19 protein-coding genes are annotated in these 20769 nt (G+C 56.2%); 9 read left to right on the forward strand and 10 right to left on the reverse strand.

What is annotated here, in order from left to right; all coding sequences use genetic code 11:
- The first annotated feature begins 130 nt into the window (after positions 1-130).
- The 4 genes from ACF8AM_RS09610 to ACF8AM_RS09625 all read left to right on the forward strand — a co-directional run bounded on the left by ACF8AM_RS09610 (position 131) and on the right by ACF8AM_RS09625 (position 4795).
- A complete protein-coding gene (locus tag ACF8AM_RS09610) occupies positions 131-1810 on the forward strand; it encodes a GH3 auxin-responsive promoter family protein (protein WP_392555427.1) in 1680 nt (559 codons plus the stop codon).
- An 80-nt stretch (positions 1811-1890) separates the two neighbouring features.
- Positions 1891-2937, forward strand: a complete 1047-nt coding sequence (locus tag ACF8AM_RS09615) for a ketopantoate reductase family protein (protein ID WP_392555428.1) — start codon at positions 1891-1893, stop codon at positions 2935-2937.
- A complete protein-coding gene (locus tag ACF8AM_RS09620) occupies positions 2934-4220 on the forward strand; it encodes an ATP-grasp domain-containing protein (RefSeq protein ID WP_392555429.1) in 1287 nt (428 codons plus the stop codon). The genes ACF8AM_RS09615 and ACF8AM_RS09620 overlap by 4 nt, the downstream gene beginning before the upstream one ends.
- Before the next feature lie 116 nt (positions 4221-4336).
- Positions 4337-4795 carry a superoxide dismutase [Ni] gene (locus ACF8AM_RS09625; protein ID WP_392555430.1) on the forward strand — a complete coding sequence of 153 codons (459 nt, stop codon included), beginning with the start codon at positions 4337-4339 and terminating at the stop codon, positions 4793-4795.
- Positions 4796-4850: 55 nt separating this feature from the next.
- On the opposite strand, the gene ACF8AM_RS09630 is transcribed toward ACF8AM_RS09625, so the two are convergent.
- The 10 genes from ACF8AM_RS09630 to ACF8AM_RS09675 form a co-directional block, all read right to left on the reverse strand.
- Entirely contained in the window at positions 4851-5780 is a 930-nt protein-coding gene (locus ACF8AM_RS09630; RefSeq protein ID WP_392555431.1) for a cupin-like domain-containing protein, read from the reverse strand.
- A gap of 18 nt (positions 5781-5798) precedes the next feature.
- Positions 5799-7118: an amidohydrolase family protein gene (locus ACF8AM_RS09635; protein WP_392555432.1), complete on the reverse strand. Its 1320-nt coding sequence runs from the start codon at positions 7116-7118 to the stop codon at positions 5799-5801.
- A gap of 107 nt (positions 7119-7225) precedes the next feature.
- Complete coding sequence (locus ACF8AM_RS09640; protein WP_392555433.1) at positions 7226-8269, reverse strand: exo-alpha-sialidase; 1044 nt, start codon at positions 8267-8269, stop codon at positions 7226-7228.
- 168 nt (positions 8270-8437) lie between these two features.
- On the reverse strand, positions 8438-9070 hold the full coding sequence (locus tag ACF8AM_RS09645) for a bL17 family ribosomal protein (protein ID WP_392555434.1): 633 nt from the start codon (positions 9068-9070) through the stop codon (positions 8438-8440).
- Positions 9071-9155: 85 nt separating this feature from the next.
- A complete protein-coding gene (locus ACF8AM_RS09650) occupies positions 9156-10151 on the reverse strand; it encodes a DNA-directed RNA polymerase subunit alpha (RefSeq protein WP_392555435.1) in 996 nt (331 codons plus the stop codon).
- Between the two features lie 59 nt (positions 10152-10210).
- The gene (gene rpsK / locus ACF8AM_RS09655) at positions 10211-10594 is read right to left on the reverse strand and encodes a 30S ribosomal protein S11 (protein WP_392555436.1); all 384 of its coding nucleotides are present in this window, start codon (positions 10592-10594) and stop codon (positions 10211-10213) included.
- A gap of 66 nt (positions 10595-10660) precedes the next feature.
- A complete protein-coding gene (gene rpsM, locus ACF8AM_RS09660; protein WP_199169913.1) occupies positions 10661-11044 on the reverse strand; it encodes a 30S ribosomal protein S13 in 384 nt (127 codons plus the stop codon).
- A 371-nt stretch (positions 11045-11415) separates the two neighbouring features.
- Complete coding sequence (locus ACF8AM_RS09665) at positions 11416-12111, reverse strand: dihydrofolate reductase (protein WP_392555437.1); 696 nt, start codon at positions 12109-12111, stop codon at positions 11416-11418.
- 9 nt (positions 12112-12120) lie between these two features.
- Positions 12121-12915: a thymidylate synthase gene (locus tag ACF8AM_RS09670; protein ID WP_392555438.1), complete on the reverse strand. Its 795-nt coding sequence runs from the start codon at positions 12913-12915 to the stop codon at positions 12121-12123.
- A gap of 180 nt (positions 12916-13095) precedes the next feature.
- Positions 13096-13830 (reverse strand): class I SAM-dependent methyltransferase, encoded by a 735-nt coding sequence (locus ACF8AM_RS09675; RefSeq protein WP_392555439.1) that lies wholly within the window; start codon positions 13828-13830, stop codon positions 13096-13098.
- A gap of 292 nt (positions 13831-14122) precedes the next feature.
- Between ACF8AM_RS09675 and ACF8AM_RS09680 the strand changes: the two genes are divergently transcribed.
- The 5 genes from ACF8AM_RS09680 to ACF8AM_RS09700 all read left to right on the forward strand — a co-directional run bounded on the left by ACF8AM_RS09680 (position 14123) and on the right by ACF8AM_RS09700 (position 20504).
- Positions 14123-15940 carry a GumC family protein gene (locus ACF8AM_RS09680; RefSeq protein ID WP_392555440.1) on the forward strand — a complete coding sequence of 606 codons (1818 nt, stop codon included), beginning with the start codon at positions 14123-14125 and terminating at the stop codon, positions 15938-15940.
- A gap of 117 nt (positions 15941-16057) precedes the next feature.
- Positions 16058-17290 carry a sugar transferase gene (locus ACF8AM_RS09685; protein ID WP_392555441.1) on the forward strand — a complete coding sequence of 411 codons (1233 nt, stop codon included), beginning with the start codon at positions 16058-16060 and terminating at the stop codon, positions 17288-17290.
- A 9-nt stretch (positions 17291-17299) separates the two neighbouring features.
- A complete protein-coding gene (locus tag ACF8AM_RS09690) occupies positions 17300-18697 on the forward strand; it encodes a glycosyltransferase family 4 protein (RefSeq protein ID WP_392555442.1) in 1398 nt (465 codons plus the stop codon).
- Positions 18694-19674, forward strand: coding sequence for a polysaccharide deacetylase family protein (locus tag ACF8AM_RS09695; protein WP_392555443.1), 981 nt, complete (start codon positions 18694-18696; stop codon positions 19672-19674). The genes ACF8AM_RS09690 and ACF8AM_RS09695 overlap by 4 nt, the downstream gene beginning before the upstream one ends.
- Positions 19675-19682: 8 nt before the next feature.
- On the forward strand, positions 19683-20504 hold the full coding sequence (locus ACF8AM_RS09700) for a WecB/TagA/CpsF family glycosyltransferase (RefSeq protein ID WP_392555444.1): 822 nt from the start codon (positions 19683-19685) through the stop codon (positions 20502-20504).
- Positions 20505-20769: the final 265 nt, after the last annotated feature.

The following is a 20769-nucleotide window of genomic DNA, read 5'->3' on the forward strand; positions in this document are numbered from 1 at the left end:
AGGCTCCAGACGAATCAGATTGCCCATTTGTGTCTGCGGAGCACAGAAAAAACGGTCAGCCGCCCCCCAACGACACTAGAGGCAGCTCTCAGTCGCCGGTATCAATCCGACCGAAGGGAGCCCGCTCAACATGCCTTCCGATCCGATGACGCTGATGCGGCTGTCGATGCTGCGATACAAAACCGGGCGTCTGGAACGTTATCTCGCCACTGCAGACCGGGCACGCGAAATCCAGCGAGAAAACCTGCTTCGACGAATCCGGCAAAACGCGAACACCGCGTTCGGTCGGGATCATGGATTCTCCGAGATCCGCACGCTCGAAGATTACCGGAAACGAGTGCCAATCGCGGGCTACGAAGCAGCTCGCCCCTACGTCGACCGCGTGATCCAAGGCGAGACCACGGCCCTGTTCCCCGAGAACACCAAGGTCGTCATGTTCGCCACGACTTCCGGCACGACCGATCACCCCAAAATGATTCCGGTCACCGAAGAATTTTACCGCCACTACAAAGCCGGCTGGCAATATTGGGGCACGGGGGTCTACCGCGATTACCCACACCTGCTGCAAATGAAATCGCTCCAGTTCTCAAGCCACTGGAACGTCACCCAAACGCCTTCCGGTGCCCCCTGCGGGAACATCAGCGGACTGGCGGCGGAAACGCGACCTTTCTACATCGGCTCGCTGTTCGTTCTCCCCTCCTGCGTCATCCAAATCACAGAACACCTCGCCAAGCACTACACCGCGCTGCGACTCAGTCTGGCATGCGAACGAGTCGGCAAGATCGTCACCGCGAATCCGAGCACGCTGGTCGAAGTCGCCAAGTTTGCGGACTCCATGAAAGACACCCTGATTCGTGATATCCATGATGGCACACTGACAGGCGACCAACCGATTCCCGATACGATCCGAAAACGCCTGCGATCCCGTTTGCGCCCCAACCCTCGCCGCGCTAGACAACTGCAACAAATCGTCGACCGCACCGGCCACCTGTACCCCAAGGACGCCTGGCCGGACCTCACGTTGTTGGCGGTGTGGACGGGAGGCTCCGTCGGTATCTACCTGAATCAATTGCCTGAGTTCTACGGGGACGTCGCCGTCCGCGACCATGGACTCTCCGCCAGCGAAGGCCGCATGACCGTGCCACTGCAGAACGGTTCGCCCTCTGGCATGCTCGATTACAGCAGCCACCATTTCGAATTCATCCCCGAATCCGAACGCGATAGCAGCCAACCCAATGTGCTGGAAGCATCTGATCTGACCGTGGGCGAGAACTACTTCATCGTGCTGACCACGGCCAGCGGTCTGTATCGCTATGACATTCACGACCTGGTTCGGTGCGATGGTTACTGCGGCCAAACACCGATGCTGTCGTTCCTTAACAAAGGCAAAAACTTCTGCAGCTTCACGGGTGAAAAGCTCAGCGAACACCAGGTCATGCAAGCGATGCAGCAAACACTGCAAACCCTCAACCTTCCATCCTGTACATTCACGCTCGCACCAACACTGGGTGAACGCCCGCGTTATCACCTGGTCCTGGACGACGCTTCCCTGCCCAGACGCTGCAAACAAATTGGTGAAGAACTGCAACGACAATTGTCGTCGGTCAATTGCGAATACGCCGACAAGTGCGCCAGTGGCCGTATCGACCCGATTCAGGTGACTCGAGTCCCAGCAGGCACCTGGGAGAAACTGAGACTCAACAAGACCTCCAAACGAGGCAACTTCGAAGAATACAAACACCCCTGCCTCACAAACGATCCCGAGTTCCTCCCAAAACTCCGCCAACTGCCCCCGATTGGCGTCACTTAAAGAGCCGTCCCCCGCTCGTTATGATGACCTTCCAATGTTCGCGCGTGGCCCTTTCTATCTCTCATGACCGACATCCTGCTATGAAAATCAGTGTTCTTGGGGCTGGCGCAATCGGCACCATGCTCGGCGGTTTGATCCGCGACAACGATCCAAATTGCGACGTCGTGCTGCTCGGCCGCGGACCTCATATCCAAACGATTCGCGACTCTGGGCGCGTCCGACTGCAAGGGCCTTGGCCAGATCGTGACGTTCAAGTCATCGGCACCGATGATCCAGCCGACATTGCCGGTTCGGACATGGTGCTGGTGACCGTTAAATCTCAAGCCACCGCGGACGCCATCGCAGCCGCCGCACCCTACCTCGGTTCCACAATCGTCGTCTCGGTTCAAAATGGCTTCAACGACGACGCCTTGTTGCAACATGTCGACGAACAACTTTTGGTCATGGGAATCACCGCCACGAATGTGACCGTCCCCCAACCCGGCACCGCCAGCCTTCAATTCAACGGCACCATTGTTCTCGGCCCCAACGCTCAAGGCACCAATGCCGCATCCGCCACGGCGGCGACAAAGACACTCGAAAAAACGGGATTCCGCGTCTTCGAAGAAGCCAACGTGGAAGGCGTTCGGTACAACAAACTTGCCATCAACTCGCCCGGCTACGCGGCCTCGCTTTCGCAATCCAACTTCATCACCGAAGCTGTCTGCCACCGCGGTTGGCGTGGCGCCGTTGGCAAACCTCTGGCGGATGAATGCCTGCGAGTCTTCGACACCGCAGGCGTCAAACTTGCCCGGATCCCAAAACTCCCTGATATCCGAAAGCTACGTGGCTTCTTTGGAAAACTCGACTCGCCTTTGCTGGGACCGATTGTCGGAACCGGAGCTAAAGTGATCTTCAACCGACGCCCCATTCAGTTCTCGCTGTACCAAGACCTGCTCAAAGGCAAAGGCACCGAAGTCGACCACACCCTCGGCGAGATCGTTCGCTTGGCAGAGCGAAATGGCACCACGGCTCCTTACAACCAAATGGTCATCGACTTGGCCAGAGAAATTGAAAACCGTGGCGCGGGCAAGTTCTTCACTCGCGAGGAAGTCATCGATCGCTTCCGGCAAATCGAATCGCGATGAGCAATTCGCGGCGCATCTTATTGACGGAAGGATCCAGCACATCGGCTCGCCAAACGCTGCATTGCCTTGGCGGCCGGCACACGATCGACGTCATGGATTCAGCCGCTCTTAGCCAAGGTCGCTTCAGCACGTTTGTGCGGCACTGGCACCGATGCCCGCTTTCTTCCGCCGACCCAATCGCCTATCTGCGACGCCTGAAAGAACTGATCGACGAGCATCACTACGACGTTGTGGTCGCGACGCATGAACAAGCCTACCTGCTCAGCCGTGTGCGTGAACCACTTCAAAACCATGTTGGCGTGGCGCTGCCGACCTTGAATGCGATCGACCGCCTGCAAAACAAAGCCAACTTCGCACGCGTGATGGAAGAACTAGGCTTGCCGCAGCCGCACACTCGCATCATCGACGGGACATCCGCCGAGTCACTGCACGAAGGCTGCTCTGCACAATCCGAGTTCCCTTGCTTTCTGAAAACAGCTCACGGAACGGCAGGCAGAGGCGTTGTCGCCATCCATGACTCCACCGAGATGCGTGAATGGATCAAAGAGCAAACGGCAAGCAACGGGTCTCTGCCCAACCAAGAGATCGTCCTGCAATCTGCCGCCCCCGGTGAACTGTCAATCCTGCAAGCCGTCTTCGATCGCGGGCGTTTGGTCGCCTGGCATGATGCCACGTCACTGCGACGTGGCGTTGGCGGAGCCCCCATCGTTCGTGTCAGCACCCATCGCGAAAAAGTTGCCGAGGACGTTCGCAAACTAGGCGAATCACTCGACTGGCACGGAGCCTTGTTCGTCGAATACTTCTACGACGAAACCACTCAGAAACACCTGTTCATCGAGGCCAACCCGCGAATCGGCGAAACGGTCAACGCGATGCTGTCAGGAGTTAATCTGTGCGAAATCCTGGTGAACGTTTCGCTCAAGTCCGTTCCGGAAACGGCTCCAGTTGCCTCGGGCGTCGCAGGGGTTCAATCTCACCAGTTTCTCACAGCTCTGCTCGACCAGGCCATGCGGACTGGCTCACGAGCCGCCGTTTGGCGTGAATGCATGAACCGGCTTCGACATCGGAATGGCTACCGCGATTCTCAGCCCGAATTGATGCGTCTGCGGCAGGATCCACTCAGCGGCGTCCCGCCACTCGCCGTTGGGATCGAACTGCTGATTTCCCCCAAACGCGCTCATAAAATGGTCCTTTCGACCGTCGCCAACTACGGACTGAACGCGGACGCGGTCGCCAAAATTGCCGATCTGCCAACATCCGAATTGTCGTCAATCTTCGAGTGACTTGAATTGACTGCCGCACCCGCAGCAGGAACCGGTACAATTTCCGAGTGGTGCAAACCATTTTGTGCCCATTGGGTCTTTATGTTCACTCGCCACTCCCCGAAATGGATCACAACATGAATCGCTTTTTTGCCTCGACCGTCCTGACACTTGTTTTTGCCACGATCGCCTCCGCACACTGCCAAGTCCCTTGCGGGATCTATGGTGACCAACGCCGCTTCGAAGAAATGCTGGAAGACGAACATACAATCTTCAAGGCGCAAACCGAAATCAACTCGTTGGCTGGCAAAGCCGATGCCCAATCGGTCAACCAATCCGTTCGATGGGTAACGACAAAAGAAGACCACGCCACTCGCATTCAAAACACCATCGCGGCCTACTTCATGGCTCAGCGGATCAAGACCGACGACCCCGCCTACGGCAAAAAACTGATGGCCGCTCACAAGGTCATGGTCAACGCAATGAAGGCGAAACAGTCCGCGGACCCGGCGACTGCAAAAGCTCTCGAGCAGTCGATTTTCGCCTTCTATGAAGCATACGAAGGCAAGAAGCCAGACTTCGATCACGAGCATTGATCAACTCGGCTGACAACCTAATTCGCTCAGCTAAGTTCATCATAGAAGTTCAATATCAGGCCGCCTTCTGGGCGGCCTGACTCGTTTGCAAAAGACCGCTGAGAATCTTCTTTCCCTTCATCACGGTCTTGGCTTTTCGAATCAGCGTTGGGATCGCCAAGATCACCATCGGGCTGCGAATCACTTCCTTCGCCACGCGACTCATTCCGCGCCCAACAGACACCTCCTGAGTCAATGTGTTGAGCGCTGGCTCCCCAGCCCCTGCGAAGTTGTCCAGCATCCACCTGACTCCCGATGGCATCACGCCTCTCGTCTTCTGAAGCAACCACAGAATCTCCGATTCACGAGCCGCAATTTTGGTTGCCGCCGGTTGCTGCTTTGGCATCAGCACCCAATTCACGTTGACGTTCAGCTCGCCCACCGAGTGCACATGGTGGAACCAATACCGAGGCAAGAACACCATGTCGCCCTCATTCAAATCAAACTCGTAAACGCGTTTGCCTTTCAAGGAATTTTCCTCGAACAAGCAAGTCTTCGAGAATGGCATGTTGGGAAGTGGTGTTTCAGGTGCGACAATCGTCCAGCGTTTCTTGCCCTTGAGTTGCAAGTTGAAAACGTGCAATGAGTGACCGTCGTAATGCCAAGGCGTCGTGTGGCCACCTGAGTTGAACCAAACGCGAACGCAATTGTCACGCAGAAACGCGGTGTCTGGATTCATCGATTCCGTCACCACAGGCGGAGTGGTGCACACGTCATCAATCATCTCCTGCCGAACGTCATACAAAAGAAATCGTTCGGTCACTGTGGCATCCACTGAAATCTTGTCACAAAGCGCACGACAAACCTCCTCGGCACCACCGTCGGCATGCGTCACCCCACGAAAAATCACAGGCTGTTCAGGACCATAGTGGTCGCGAAAAAAAGCCTCGGCATCGTTGGCGTCCAAGGACGGAATTTCGCGATCGTTCTGAAGGGACGTGGTCATGGTGCTATCTCTTGGAGGTCAATCCGAGGAATGCCGCTTCACAAACGCTTCCACCCGTTCTCGAACGCCGGGGATCAGTCTCGCAGCATTCTCATAATACAACTTACGAAGCACGTTGGGGGGCAAGTCAACGCCATCGATCTGCCACAAACCCTGCGGCGGTGGCTCTTTCTCACTGTAAGGAAACGACTCGTCATCGGTTTCAAAAAAACGCCAGTAGTACTTCAAACGCCTTTCCGGCCAGGGACCATCGGTACCAAACAGAATTCGATCCTGGTACCGAATCACGAACTCTCTGGCTGCACGCGGTTGACGGCCCAACTCATTGATTCGTGATGCGGGCTCGATCCACAAATTCGGATACTGGTCCATCCACTGACTCACCAATGCCAAATCCTCTGGACTGTTCGCGATGTGAGCGCCGATGAACTGCGTCTTTGGATGCTTCGAGATCATCCGGTTCCGTGCTGCAAACAGCTCCCCCCGTGAGGGGTACTCTTCGCCGTGAAAACTCCAATCGGGATGCCGCGACAGTTCCTCCCACCGCTCATTGCGTTCATCGATCGGATCAAAGAATGCAGCCGGATCAGCCGTGTGAATGATGATCGGAATCTGAAGCTCGCCGCACGCTGCCCAAATCGGATCCCAACGAGGATCGTCAATCTTGAGCAGCGACCCATCCGGGTTTCGATACCCCAACCCAAAACGCTTGAACAACTTCAAACCCGAGGCGCCTAGCTCAACCGCCTCACGCAATTGCTCCGCCGTTCGCTCCGCGAACCCTTCCCTTTGGCACGCCCAAGTACCGGGCTCATCCGTTGCCCCATCGCCCCGCCAATCCACGTTGGCATACAACACAAATCGATCCTGGTGCTCTTTCCACAAGAACTCCTTTTGCTCCTGAAACTGAGACCCCAGCTTTCCATCAAGCGACACACACAAAGCGATGTGGTTGCGGTCCATGGCCCCCACGTAATCCTTGAGCGCCTCACGGTTCATTCGCAGCCGATAAAAAAAGTGCGTGTGCACGTCGACCACCGGAAAAGCAGCCCGGCTCAGCTTCGTGACCTTCGTCTTCAACTGCGATTTCGGGTTGTATCGATGCACGGACAGATCACGCCCATCCGCGCCATCCAGCGGAGCGTCCGCTGCATCTGACTCCCGCTCCCTCGAAACGACGTGCTTGGTTCTCTTGCCGGCTGAAACAACCATCGCGGTATCACGCTTTAAATTGCTCGCTCCATCAGGCCCATCGCGTCGTTGCGCCATCGCAGGGCAACACACCAGCGCGGCCGTGGAACAAGCAAACCAAACCAACAGAAAACGTCGAACAGTCATGCAGCTTAAAAACAAAGAGACAGTAGTTGTGCCGCAAATTGTAGCGTGCACGCCTCCGCGTCCATTTGAAGATTCGATGAGTATCAATGAGGCTTCCTGCTGAACGTTCAATCCAACTTCACCTGTGCCATATAAATCGCCGTGGTGAAGTCCGTCTCCACTTCGGGATCCAGCGATTCATGCTGCGAGTAGTAACTCACCCACAACAAACCGTCATGAAAAACCATCCCTGCGTAACTCGTGTCACCACCCGACGGCAACGCTAGGAATTCGTCCAAGGCCCCCGTTTCCGGGTGGATCCAACACAACGACGTCCGAACCTTTCCATCGTAAAGACGAACCGCAGCAACAAACTTTCCATTCGGCAAACGAATCATGTGTGGACCGCCGATCCGAACGCCCATGTCGTGCCATGTCCAATCAGTGTAGGGCGGTTTCGCCACACCCCACTGGCCAGTCTTCGTGCCCGCGTCGCGACGCAACAAACAGTACGCCGTGTCGTCCTTCGAAAACACGATCGATGTTTCATTCGGATAACCGTCCATCATCAGGTTATCAACCAACACATCGTACTGACGGCCATCCTCACTCTCATACAGGCGAACCGCCCGTTCTTCGGGAACTCCCGTGCGATACCCAATGCTATAAGCCTTGCCCGCAGGCGACCAGGACGTTCGCCAAAGCCAATCGCTGATCCTACCGATGGCGACAGCCTTCCCCCAAGTCACGCCATCATCGGAAAACCAATTGTAAGATTGGTGACTCCCCTCGCTTTTGTCGTGCAGGGCTCCCGCACCACTGAGCAACAACTTCCCATCAGGAGTCACCGACAACTTCGCGTCACGCAAATCAGCGATGTCACTTTCAATCAACGCCACCGATTCCCACTTCATCCCATCCTTGCTTCGCAGCACCCGCAAAGCACCGTCGTCCGAGACATGCCGTGTGCCTTCGCGAAAAACGCAGAACCAATGACCCTGAAAACGGGCCAAATCGGTGAAGGCATTGTGATGAGCCTGATCCCAGATTCGATCCACTCGAACCAACTCAGCCGCCCCCAGAGAAGCTCCCATCCAATCCCCATGGGCAACTGCGAGCACCAGCAAAATCCGAGACACCCACCAAGCCGACATTCGATTCATCATGTCCATCTCATCACCTTCGATGACCAACCTCGAGAACACACGTCAACGCCCATTCAAACCGAGCACCAATGCCTGCGAGAATAGTCCCTGCCACGCGCTCACCCAAGTGAACGCGCACAAAAAAAGCAGCCCCATCAGGGACTGCTTTCTTGTTCGTTGGTCGAAAACCGCCGTTCAGCTAGCGGAAGCGGCTTCCTCTTCAGTCTTGGCTTCTGCCTCGGGAGCCGATTCGTTTTCAGGAGCGTCTTGTTCGAATGCAGGACGCTGAGCCGAGCGAGTCACGCGGTCGTTCTTGCCAACCAATTCGAGGATCGCACGAGTACCACCGTCACCCAAACGTGGCGTGGCCAGACGCATGATGCGAGTGTATCCGCCGGGACGATCGACAAAACGCTCCGCGATGGTGTCAAACAAAATCGCAACGGCTTCGCGATCGCCAATCAATTGCAGGACGCGACGTTGAGCGTTGACGTAAGGAGCACGAGCGTCGGCCCACTTGGTCCATTCCTCGCTCTTCCGCCACTTCTTGTACTCCTCCGAACCACGTTCAGCCGAAGTTTCATACTTCTTGGCTTCTTCGAGGGCTGGCAAAGCGCGTTTTGCGAGTGTGATGCACTTCTCGACCAAAGGACGAACTTCCTTGGCCTTTTCCAAAGTCGTGATGATACGACCTGGGACCTTGGGTGCATTTTCATCCAAGCTGGCGTCTCGTTCCGTCAAGAACAAGGCGCTAGACAAGTTCCGCATCAATGCTTTGCGGTGAGCTGGTGAACGGCCGAGAACGCGGCCTTTGCGGCGGTGACGCATGACGCGAGTCCGTCAAATTGAATGGGAGTGAAATGAAAGGTGACTGAAGACGTTGGGCTGCACCGCGTTTGCAGTGCATCCCCGCTTAAAACAGGGGCTGATTCGGCACACGCATGCCGAGGTGCAAACCATACTGAGAAAGCTTTTCACGCACTTCGTTAAGAGTTGTGTCGCCAAAGTTGCGAACTTCCAACAATGAATCTTCGGTTCGCTGCACAAGGTCGCGAACGGTCATGATGTTTTCGCTTTCCAAGCAGTTATTGGCTCGCACCGACAAACGCAAATCGGCGAGAGTCATGTTCAACTTCGCCTCAAGCTGAGCTTCGGGCGAACCAGCTCCACCACGTGCGGCGGAGAAAATGCTTGGTCCCAATTCGCGATATTGCACGAATGGGTTGAGGTGCTTGCGAAGAATCTTGGCGGCTTCGGTCAACGCCATTTCTGGGTTGATGGTTCCGTCGGTCCAGATTTCGAGGATCAAACGATCGTAGTTGGTCTTTTGACCGACACGAGTCGCTTCGACTTCGTAACGCACACGAACGATGGGGCTGAAGACCGCGTCGATCGGAATGATTCCGATTTCGTGATCCACGCTGCTGTGTTCCGTGCTGGGGACGTATCCCCGTCCGGTTTCCACAACCATTTCCATCATGAAGGGAACGTCGTCGGTCAACGTGCAGATCACATGATCCTTGTTGATGACTTCGACGTCCGCATCGGTTTGAACATCGGCACCGGTGACAACACCAGCCGTATTGCGTTCCACGGTGATCACACGCGTGGAATCGGTGTTGCTGCTGACGATCAACGACTTGACGTTCAACACGATGTCAGTGACATCTTCCAAAACGCCAGGAATGGTCGTGAACTCGTGCTGAGCACCACGGATCTTAATTTGGGTGACAGCGCTGCCGACCAAACTGCTCAGCAGCACGCGACGCATGCTGTTACCGATGCTGGCACCAAAACCGCGTTCGAATGGCTCGGCAGAAAATTTGCCGTAGGTTTGGGTCAGCGAGTCACGATCGACTTCAAGCGAACTGGGCAGTTCCATTCCGCGCCAGCGGATATGCATGGTCATGTTGGGCCTTTGATGGATGCGGGATCGGGTTGATCAGAAACGAAGCGGCGTCAGCGGGATTAGACGCGGCGTTTCTTGCGAGGACGGCAACCATTGTGCGGGATGGGGGTCACTTCCTCGATCAATTTCACGTTCAAGCCAGCGGCTTGCAGTGCAGTGATTGCACTTTCGCGACCAGAACCAGGTCCTTTGACGCGAACTTCGACGTCACGCATGCCAAACTTGGTTGCCTTTTCAGCAGCCTGTTGAGCAGCACACTGACCGGCGAAAGGGGTGCTCTTGCGACTGCCCTTGAACCCGCTGGTTCCGGCACTGGCCCAGCACAACGTGTCACCTTTGGTGTCCGTGATGGTCACCGTGGTGTTGTTGAATGTCGCGTGGACGTGAGCAACACCGTTGCTCACGTTTCTGCGGATGCGTTTTTTATTGTTGGTCTTTGCCACCGAAACTTCTCAAACAGATCAATGAATGGGGAAAGGAAGGAAAATGGAATCAAGACAAACCTGCGACTATCGCAGATCCTTGACGCCCTTCTTACCAGCGACCGTCTTGCGAGGCCCTTTGCGGGTCCGAGCGTTGGTCTTGGTGCGTTGCCCACGAACAGGCAAGCTGACACGGTGCCGGATGCCGCGGTAGGATTTGATCTCCCGCATGCGGCTGATGTTTTGAGTCACTTGACGACGCAGCGGACCTTCGACGAGATAATCTCGTTCGAGAAGGGCGGCGATGCGACCCACATCTTCGTCGCTGATGTCGCTGGCAGGTGAAGCAGGGTCAATGCCCAATTTCTCACACACCTCACGAGCCCGATACAGCCCGAGGCCATACAGGTACGTCAGCGAATATTGAATCTGTTTGTCGTTGGGGATGTCGACGCCCATCAGACGGGGCATGGCGATACTCCGAGAGCAGCTGCGAAGGAGGTTAGATTTCTGTGCGTTGTCGCGCTTCAGAAGCGCTGGATGGCGATGGAACGCGGGTGCGTCTTCGCCAGCGGATCGCGGACTATAGCAGTCGGCCCCCTTTTTGCTCAAGTGGAAGCGACAAAAGCACTCCGGAATTTTTTTCGGGGAAGTCGTCATCTTTTAACATCCCCACTTCAATGTTGTCCCAAAACATCCAGCAGAGCCCTGAAACAACGTTGAATTGGATGCATCGGCGAGTGTCGCGGTCACACTGAAATCTCATCCGACTTTTCTTGAGAACGCTGCTATTTTTATGTCCTCAAGGCGGACAATTGGGTCGCCGCCAGACGATTTCATCGCTATGGAACGTCAACGGAGGGCTGCGGATTCGGCCTTTTCACAGGTTGCACACGCCGACGCATCCGCAACCAATCCGTCGGGTAGTCATCTTTCTCGGTGACCGGAAACGAGCTCTGAGACACCAACTCGAATTCATCCAACGGCAAATCGATTCGCGTGTCCCCGGATACCTTGGCCCAAACACGGGTCCACCACAAATCAGTGCATAACGGGAACCACTGCCGGTATATCTGTCCTCCACCGACCACGAAAATCCTCCGCTCTTCCGCCAATGCAATCGCTTCCTGTTCTCCAGATGCGGTTTGCGCTCCCGGGAACTGCCAGTCTGCCTGCCGCGTGAGCACAATCGTTTGGCGGCCAGGCAGAACGCGACCGATCGACACAAACGTTTTGCGGCCCATGATCAAAGCGCCGCCCATGGTCGTCTTCTTGAACCGACGCAAATCCGAAGATAAACGCCAGGGCATGTCCTGGTCGTCGCCGATCACACCATCCGGCGTCGCCGCGACAACCGCCGTGATGCTGCGTCCGGCACCATTCCCCGCAAAGGGCAGATCACACCGGGGCTGCGAGCTCGCATCCACAGGGGCAGCGGTGCCAGTCGATCCGGGCTCAGTGGACTGGTTCGTAGCAGGGGTGCCGGCGTTCCCGGCCACAGGCGAACTGGGATCGGGGCGAGAGCTGAATTCAGGCATTCCGACTTCCTAAACGGCCACCGGCGCCTTGATGTGGGGATGCGGGTCGTACCCCTGCAGTTCAAAATCATCAAACTGGAACTCGGTGATGGTCGACACTTCGCGTTTGATATGAAAGGTCGGCAAAGCCCGCGGTGTTCGAATGAGCTGCTCTCGAGCCTGCTCAAAATGGTTGCTGTAAAGGTGCACGTCCCCCAGCGTGTGAACGAATTCGCCCGGCTTCAATCCCGTGACCTGAGCCATCATGGAGGTCAACATCGCGTAGCTGGCAATGTTGAACGGCACACCCAAGAACAAATCGGCACTCCGTTGGTAAAGCTGACACGACAGCCGTCCACCAGAAACATAAAACTGAAACAACAGGTGACAGGGCGGCAACGCCATCTTCGGCACGTCCGCCACGTTCCAAGCGGAAACGACCAATCGCCGAGACCGCGGGTTGGTGCGGATCTCATTCTCGACCCAAGTGATCTGGTCGACCGTTTGCCCGTCCGCTCCCTCCCAGCTTCGCCATTGGTGCCCGTACACGGGTCCAAGATCACCGGACTCGTCTGCCCATTCGTCCCAGATCGAGACTTTGTTTTCCTTCAAATAACCAATGTTGGTGTCGCCACGCAAAAACCACAACAGCTCGTGCAGTATCGAACGGATGTGTAGTTTTTTGGTCGTCAGCAGAGGAAACCCGTCTGCCAAATCAAACCGCATTTGGCGTCCGAATAAACTCCGGGTGCCAACGCCGGTGCGGTCATCTCGATCGACCCCATTGTGCAGGACTTCGTCGAGGAGTTGCAAATAGCCTTGCATGAGCGTCTCGTGCGATCTGAAATTGCCAGCGAAACTCTTTCGCCGAATCCCGATAGGATAACAGCGCAAGCGGTTGGAGAGCATCCGTCTTTGCCCCCAACTGTTGGCTCCAGCCTCCTCTGGCTTGCTCTGTTGGCTAAATCGCAACCGACTCGGTATGCAATACCAAACTGACCTGGCTCACACCGGCATCGTCCAATCCAGCGTCCAGTGTCGATCACTCGTCATTTGAATGGCCTCCTCCGGAATCCCGACGCGGCCCACCATCTCGCGAGCCTCCTGCAACGTCAGCCCCGCCCACAAAGATTGCCGCAGCAATTGAGACGGCGCGTATTCCGGTGGAACGTCGACCTCTGTCTCCGTCCCCCCGTGCAACTTCACCAATCGCTCGTTTTCCGCTTCGCTGTGGGGTCGAAATAAAGCGCTAATGAACACACGCCCGCCCGGCATCAGCGCTCGAACGGCGGCCTGAATCGCAGTGATCGGATCAGGCAAATGATGCAAGACGGTGTTACTGAGAATCGTCTGCGCCAAATCCTCTTGCAGGCATTCGGGATCTGTCAAATCAATTTGTTGCAGGTGAACGAGATCCTGCATGCCCTCCAGTTCAATCTCAAACTGTGCCGCCTCCAGCATCTCCACGCTGAAATCGACCGCCATGACCTCCAACCGGTCCTCAGCGAAATTTTGCTCAGATAATCCGCCAGCGTCCTCGGCCTCGCGATAACGCTGACTCAATATCAACGGGATCTCCGCTGGCCCGCAGCCCAGATCAATGACCCGCGGCCCGACCTTCCCCCCAAGCAGAAGGTCATCGACGAAGGTCGTATTCACCTGCCGGTGATCCATCGCTTGGTAAGCGACGACATCCAGGGCGGGATCCTCCGGAACAGGCTCAAGTACACGTGAGGACATGCGTTCAGGACACTTTCGCGAGAAAACAACTTGAAAAACCAAAAAGACAACTGGGTAAAAATCAACGCCCAAACCAACCCAATGGTGGTTTCCACCCAGACATTAGGCAATTTTAGCTAAATTCCACCCTACATTTTTCGGTCGGGCAACTACAACTTGATCAAGATGCCTGACCAAAGCAACGGAATGCACACACTGAACGGAATCGGAGGTTGATGCTGGTTGTAGGCATTTTGACTACTGGGCCAATTGTAACCATTGCCCGTTGCCCCTGATGTGCCTGGAGCTGCCCGTGAGCCGATCCCAACCAGACCTGAACTCGACCAGTTCAGCAAGTCGCTTGAACAAACGTTCGCCCCATTTCTCCGCCGGGTCGTGGTCCCCCTCGCCCCCCTCCGAATCCTGGGCCATGGTGACTCCAGGCGAGGTCCTGCAGTCCTTCCGTCGGCGGTTGCCCTCAATCATCTTCACCACTCTCTTGGTGACCGTCGCCGTGTTGGCGGTTTTGATTGTTTGGCCCAATCAGTACCGCAGCGAAGGATTGATGTACGTTCGCTTGGGACGTGGCGCTCTGGCCGTGGACCCAACCACCAAAACCAATCAATCGGTGTCGATGCAGGAAAGCCGCACAGCGGAAGTCGTCAGCATCGGTGAAATGATCGGCAGCCGCGAAATCGCCGAACGCGCGGTCGAACGCATCGGGATCGAAAAAATCAATGAACCTCGCACCTGGATCGACCGCGGCCTGGACGACTTCCAAGCGTTCTTGAAATCAGACCACTCACTCGTTTCTTGGCTGCCTCAGTCCGAAGGCAAAACCGTCGGCGAACTGAGCCCCGAGCAATACCAAACACAACTGGATCGGGAACAAGCGATCAAGAAGGTCTCCAAGGCCATCAACGTTCAAATCGCAAAAAACGGCTACACGGTCGCAGTGAACGGGAAGGGTGATGACCCACTGCTGGTCCAATCCATCGTGCAAGCCGTGATGGACGAATACGGTCGTTATCACGTGGAAGCTCACAGTGTCGATGGCTCGGAATCATTCTTTGAAAAACGCGTCAAGGAAAGTCGCGAAGAGGCACTCGCGACGCGACGTGCACTGCAAGAAACTCGAAACGAAATGGGATGGCTCAGTGCCGCCTCCGCAGAAGAAACCCTGCGTGAACGAATCATCGATCTCGAGATGAAACTGAACACCGCTGACAGCGAACTCGCCGAAGCGATCAGCCAAGCCGAAGAACTCCGTCGCCAATTGGACGGGACCAAAGAGTGGGTCCCGGTCGAAGTCACCCTCGGCATCGCCAACGCCGCCGGCGACCAAATGCGCAGCCAACTCTATGACGTGCAGATTCAAGACGGTGAGGAGCTGGCCCGAGTCAGTCCCAACCACCCTCGCTACAAATTGCTGCAAGAAAAGATGCAGCAGAGCGCTCAACTCGCAAACGCTGAGCGAGAAGATCGTGAAGAACGACGCGAAGCGATCAACCCGGTCTACCAAGAACTCGAAACCCAGTTCCAAACCATTCGCGCCAAAGCGGTCGGACTGAAGAGCCGGAGAGATGCGGTCAGCGAACGCCTGGCCGCCACTCAACTGGATCTGCAACGCTTGAACGAAGACTCGACTCGCTTGGCTGAACTGACATGGGAAGCGGAGTTGGCAGAGGATATCTATCGCCAACACGCAAGATCCCTCGAAGAAGCGAGCGTCAACTCTGATCTGGACGACTTGCAAATGTCCGATGTCAGCGTGATCCAAGACGCAACGCTGAATCTCAAGAAATCCGGCCCGATGCGTGGCTTGCTGTCGATCGTCGGTCTCTTGCTCGGTCTGAGCCTGGGATTGCTCCAAGCGATCCTGCGAGATTCTCCCGTCTCTTCCGCCGGCGGTTCTCGCTCAGAGTTTCCGCGTAACAAAGCGGCCAAAGTTCGGCGAAGCCCCAAACCTGACGACATTGCGCATTCTGCCAGCGACTCAGACCTGGGCGACACGAAGCACGAACCGGAGCCGACGGAAATCAATGAGCCGGTCACAGCCGGCGTGCCCAATGGCGACACCATCGCCATGAACGAAACAACGGAAACGTTCAACGCTCCCATGCCTCGCTAATCCCGATCGATTGTGTTGCGGTTCGAACCGAAATTCGCCGCGAACCAAACGGATGACGCCAGAGAAGCTTGAACGGGCGAAGACTCGCACCTAGGAAAAAACAACTTTTTTTAATTTTTGAAGAAAGAACGACGCGAACGCTTGTTGCGATGGAAGGATGAAGCTTCCCTCGGTCGCCGGCGTGTTTTGCTGCTGTCGTCTCGCCAGTTCGATCGCGAACTGAATCGCGAACGCCTGAGAGCCACTCGGCGATCCATCCCCTTTTGCTTGCTGACGGTGGAATTGCTGACCAAAGCTGGTTCGACGCGTCGCAACACGAATAAGCAAAACCGCCAACTCGTCGACCTCCTGCTGCGCAACCTCCGCGTGACAGATGAAAAGGGAATCCTGTCAACTTTTCGGTACGGCGTCCTGCTCGTGGACACACCTGAAATGGGTGGTCGCGCAGTCCTGGACCGAGTCTCACGCTTGACCTCTGCCGCTGGCCTGGAAGTGCGACTGCATCTTCAAGTCCATGACCCCAACGGCTTCAGCGAAGACAACGATTCCAACGGCAGTGGACAGGGCGATCGTCGCGCTGGCAGTCGTCGCAAAGACGATCCCGCCGATGCCGAACAGGATTGGGTCCGTTTGGCGGAATCCACGCCGGATCCCGCTGCGACAATTGCCCCCAAAACGCTCTCGCATAGCGGCGTGCAATCCTCGATTGATGACCTCTCTCTCGCAGGCACGGCCCCACAACCTAGTCGTGCTGGACTCTGCCTCAAACGCGCAATCGATATCGCTGGTGCCGGCATTGGATTGACTCTGGCGGGGCCCGCAATTCTCGCTGCTGCCGCGGTAATCAAATGGACGGATGGCGGGCCTGCGTTTTTTCGGCAAACTCGAGAAGGCCAGAACGGTCGCCCGTTCACCATCTTGAAACTCCGGACGATGATCGTCGATGCAGAGAAATTTCAGGCTGAATTGCGTGCCGAAAGCCATCGCGATGGGCCTGCATTCAAGATCTCTCGCGACCCGCGTGTGACCAGAATTGGCCATTTTTTGCGAGCGACATGTTTGGACGAATTGCCTCAACTGATTAATGTGTTGAAAGGCGACATGTCTCTGGTGGGGCCACGACCACTCCCCTGGCACGAGAGTCGAGCCTGCGAACGTTGGCACCGTCGACGCCTGGATGTTCGCCCCGGACTGACTTGCACATGGCAAGTCAACAAGGGAAAAGCCGTGACGTTCGATGATTGGATGCGGATGGATCTTCGTTACATCGACCCATTGGGTTTGTTTCAAGATCTCCGACTCATCGCTCAAACTGTCGTTGTGCCCGTGACGGGGCGTGGCGGCGAATAGACTCTCAATATGTCTGCCGTTTTGCCCGCGAATCCTGAATCCGACGACTCATCACACACTTACTCGCCGATCGGGTCCTCCGGGAACGATTCGCAGGCAAGGAGATGCTCTGCAGAGACCGAGACGCTTGGCCAAAGCGTCGACCAACCCCAGGCTCAAACTCTGGGCCGGCCTCTCTCGGCCAACTCGGTCCTGGACACCAAAGCCGTCTTTCTCACGCACTACATCCCGCTGTATCAAGTCCGAGTGCTGCAAGAGATCACCAAGCGAATTCGCGATTTTCAAATCTTGCTTAGCACGCCGATCGAGCCCAACCGCAACTTTGAACTGGATTGGTCAGGACTGAACGTCGAGGTCCAAAAAACGATCACACTGCGACGGCGATGGCGGCACGCCCAAGCCGGATTCGACGACCCTCTCTTTGTGCACGTTCCCTACGACACTCTGAAGCAACTCAAACGCATTCAACCCGATGTGGTCATCTCACACGAATTGGGCGCCCGATCATTGGCTGCCGCTCGCTATTGCCGACGTTCCGGAGCCCGGTTGGTCCTCGCGACTTTCATGAGCGAACACACGGAACAAGGACGCGGACGCCTTCGCACCTGGGCGCGTCGCCGTCTGATTCGCTCGGCCGACGCAATCACCTACAACGGCCCCTCCTGTCGCGAAGTTTTGCTGGGCTTGGGTGCCAAAGACGAGCAGTTGTTTCACTTGCCCTACGCGGCCGACGATCGGAACCATTCCTCGAGTGCGGAACGGCCATCCGAATCCCAAACGCGGCGGCGTCTGCTTTGCATCGGTCAGCTTTCACAGCGAAAGGGAGTCCTGCCTTTGATTCGCCAAGCCAGTGATTTCTGCACAGCCAATCAAGAGTCCCTTGAGATCACTTTTGTCGGCGATGGACCCTGCCGCGCTGAACTCGATACGCTGGCAGCGGGTGGTCACACCAACGACAACGCGGCCATTGATCCTGGCCTGACGATTCATGTGCTGGGCAACCGCCCTGCTGCAGAGCTTCCTGAATTGATGCGTGATCACGGGGCGATCATCGCGCCGACCCTGGCCGATGAATGGTTGCTGGTCACCAACGAAGGCATGCACGCGGGATTGCCGATCATCGGCAGCATCTATGCACAATCCGTCACGACCCTGGTTCGAAATGGACGCAATGGATGGCAGTACGATCCGCTGGCCACCGGTGCGTCGGATTCAACGCTGGATCTTTCCGGGGCACTGGATCGTTACCTCAGCAGTGACGATGCCACGATTGCTGCGATGCGTATCAACGCTCAAAAAGACATCCAAGATTACACCCCGGAACGATCCGCGATGGGCGCCATCCGCGCGATCGAGTCCGCATTGAAAATTCAGCCCCCACGATCCTCGGGGTATGCCGCACGATGACGCAAGCGTTGATCGGCAGCCTGTCGATGGATCTGGACAATAAATGGGCCTACCTCCGCGCCGCCGGACGAGAGGACTGGGAATCCGCGTCGAGTTACCTTCCCCTGGCAACGCAACGAATCGTTGATTTGCTCGGTGAACTGAAACTGCCGCTGACTGTTTTCTTGGTCGGGAGAGACCTTCAGAACTCATCGGACGTCGAGGCGATCCGAACGTTCGACCAACTCCCTCGCTGGGAAGCCGCCAATCATTCGCTCAATCATTTGCCGTGGATGCATACGATGAGCGAATCCGAAATTGAATCGGAAATCATGACGACGCACGATCGAATCGTCTCGACCATCGGGTCACGCCCGTTCGGTTTTCGCGGCCCAGGTTTCAGTTGCCCGACGGAAGTTTTGCGAGTCCTGATTCGCAACCAATACACCTACGATGCCTCCATCTTCCCAACATCAGTGGCCCCGATCGCACGTGCCGTTTTCCTGGCTCGCACAGATCTAAAAGGAGAACAGCGGGAAAAGGCAAAGAAGCTATACGGCGGATTCGATTCGATGCGAAATCCGAATCGCCCCTTTGTGCGGCGGGAAGAGGTAGACGGTGAGCTTCGTCCGCTGCAAGAAATCCCAGTCACCACGCTGCCGTTCCTGCGCGCCCCCATTCACTTCAGCTATGTCACTTTCCTGGCCAGTTTCAGCGTGATGGCGGCGAAGACGTATTTCACATCGGCACTCCGACTTTGCCGGATGACCGGCACCTCGCCTTCGCTGCTGCTTCACCCGCCCGACTTCCTCGGGTGCGAGGATGACTCCGACATGGCATATTTCCCCGGCATGAAAATGAAACGCGAAACGAAGCTTTCGTTCATGCGTTGGGCGCTCGCCAAATTTGCCCGTGACTTTGACGTGCGAACCATGTTGGACCAATCGCAAACACTCGCTATACCGCACGCTCCCGTGCCACAACCTGCAACCACTTGATCAAAACCATGTTGGACTACGGACAACACAACGTGTTGGGCATTGGCGTCAACGCGATCGACTATGAATCCGCTGTGGATCGCATCATCACCGCTGCAAAGAACCATTCCCCCATGGCGGTCACCGCCTTGGCGGTCCATGGCGTGATGACTGGCGTGCTGGACCGAGAGCATCACTACCGGCTCAACCAGTTCGATTTGGTTTGTCCAGACGGGCAACCGGTTCGTTGGGCCTTGAACCGTTTGCATCGCAAATCGTTCGACGGCCCTCCGTTGTCAGACCGCGTCTACGGTCCCGAACTGACGCTTCGCCTGTGTGCCCAAGCCGCCAAAGACGATGTGCCAATCTTCTTGTTTGGTGCCACGGAAGACATGCTTCAGCAATTCGCCGATCGCTTGTGCGAACGCTTTGAGGGGCTCCGCATCGTCGGCAAACGAGCCTCTGCGTTCCGGCAATTGACGCCGGATGAAAGAGACGAATTGGCGGAAGAAATCCGAGCGAGCGGTGCCCAGATGTGCTTCGTAGGCCTAGGCTGCCCCCGCCAAGAAATCTTCGCCTACGAAATGAAAGAACATCTTTCGATGCCCCTCATCGCAGTCGGTGCCGCCTTTGCCTTTCACGCAGGAATGCTGGAACAGGCGCCACCTTGGATGCAGAAGAACGGGCTGGAATGGTTCTTCCGCTTGACGCGAGAGCCGGGCCGCCTGTGGAGACGTTACCTGTACTTGAATCCGGCCTACGTCTCGTTGCTCACACTTCAAAAACTGGGGATCTATCGTCGAAAATGCGACAGCGGACAATCGCCCAGCAACGAACTGAGGTTTGGCTGATCGGTCAAACCTTTGCCAGACTTGGCCTCGCACCCTTGACGTCTGGGGTTCGCCCCAAATAGGGCCGTCGTGGGAGTTGGGGGCGTCCCTCGCTCACGCGTTTTGAAGTTGCACTTTGCGTGAGGCATTGGTTTTTTCATAACCCGAAGCGTCAGCGAGGCGAAGTCAACATCATCTTTCCCTCGCTGACGCGTTTTGACGTTGCGTTTTGTGTGTGGCATTGTTTTTTCATAACCCGAAGCGTCAGCGAGGCGAAGTCAACATC

This window comes from Rhodopirellula sp. JB055 (assembly GCF_043100905.1).
Taxonomy (GTDB): domain Bacteria; phylum Planctomycetota; class Planctomycetia; order Pirellulales; family Pirellulaceae; genus Rhodopirellula.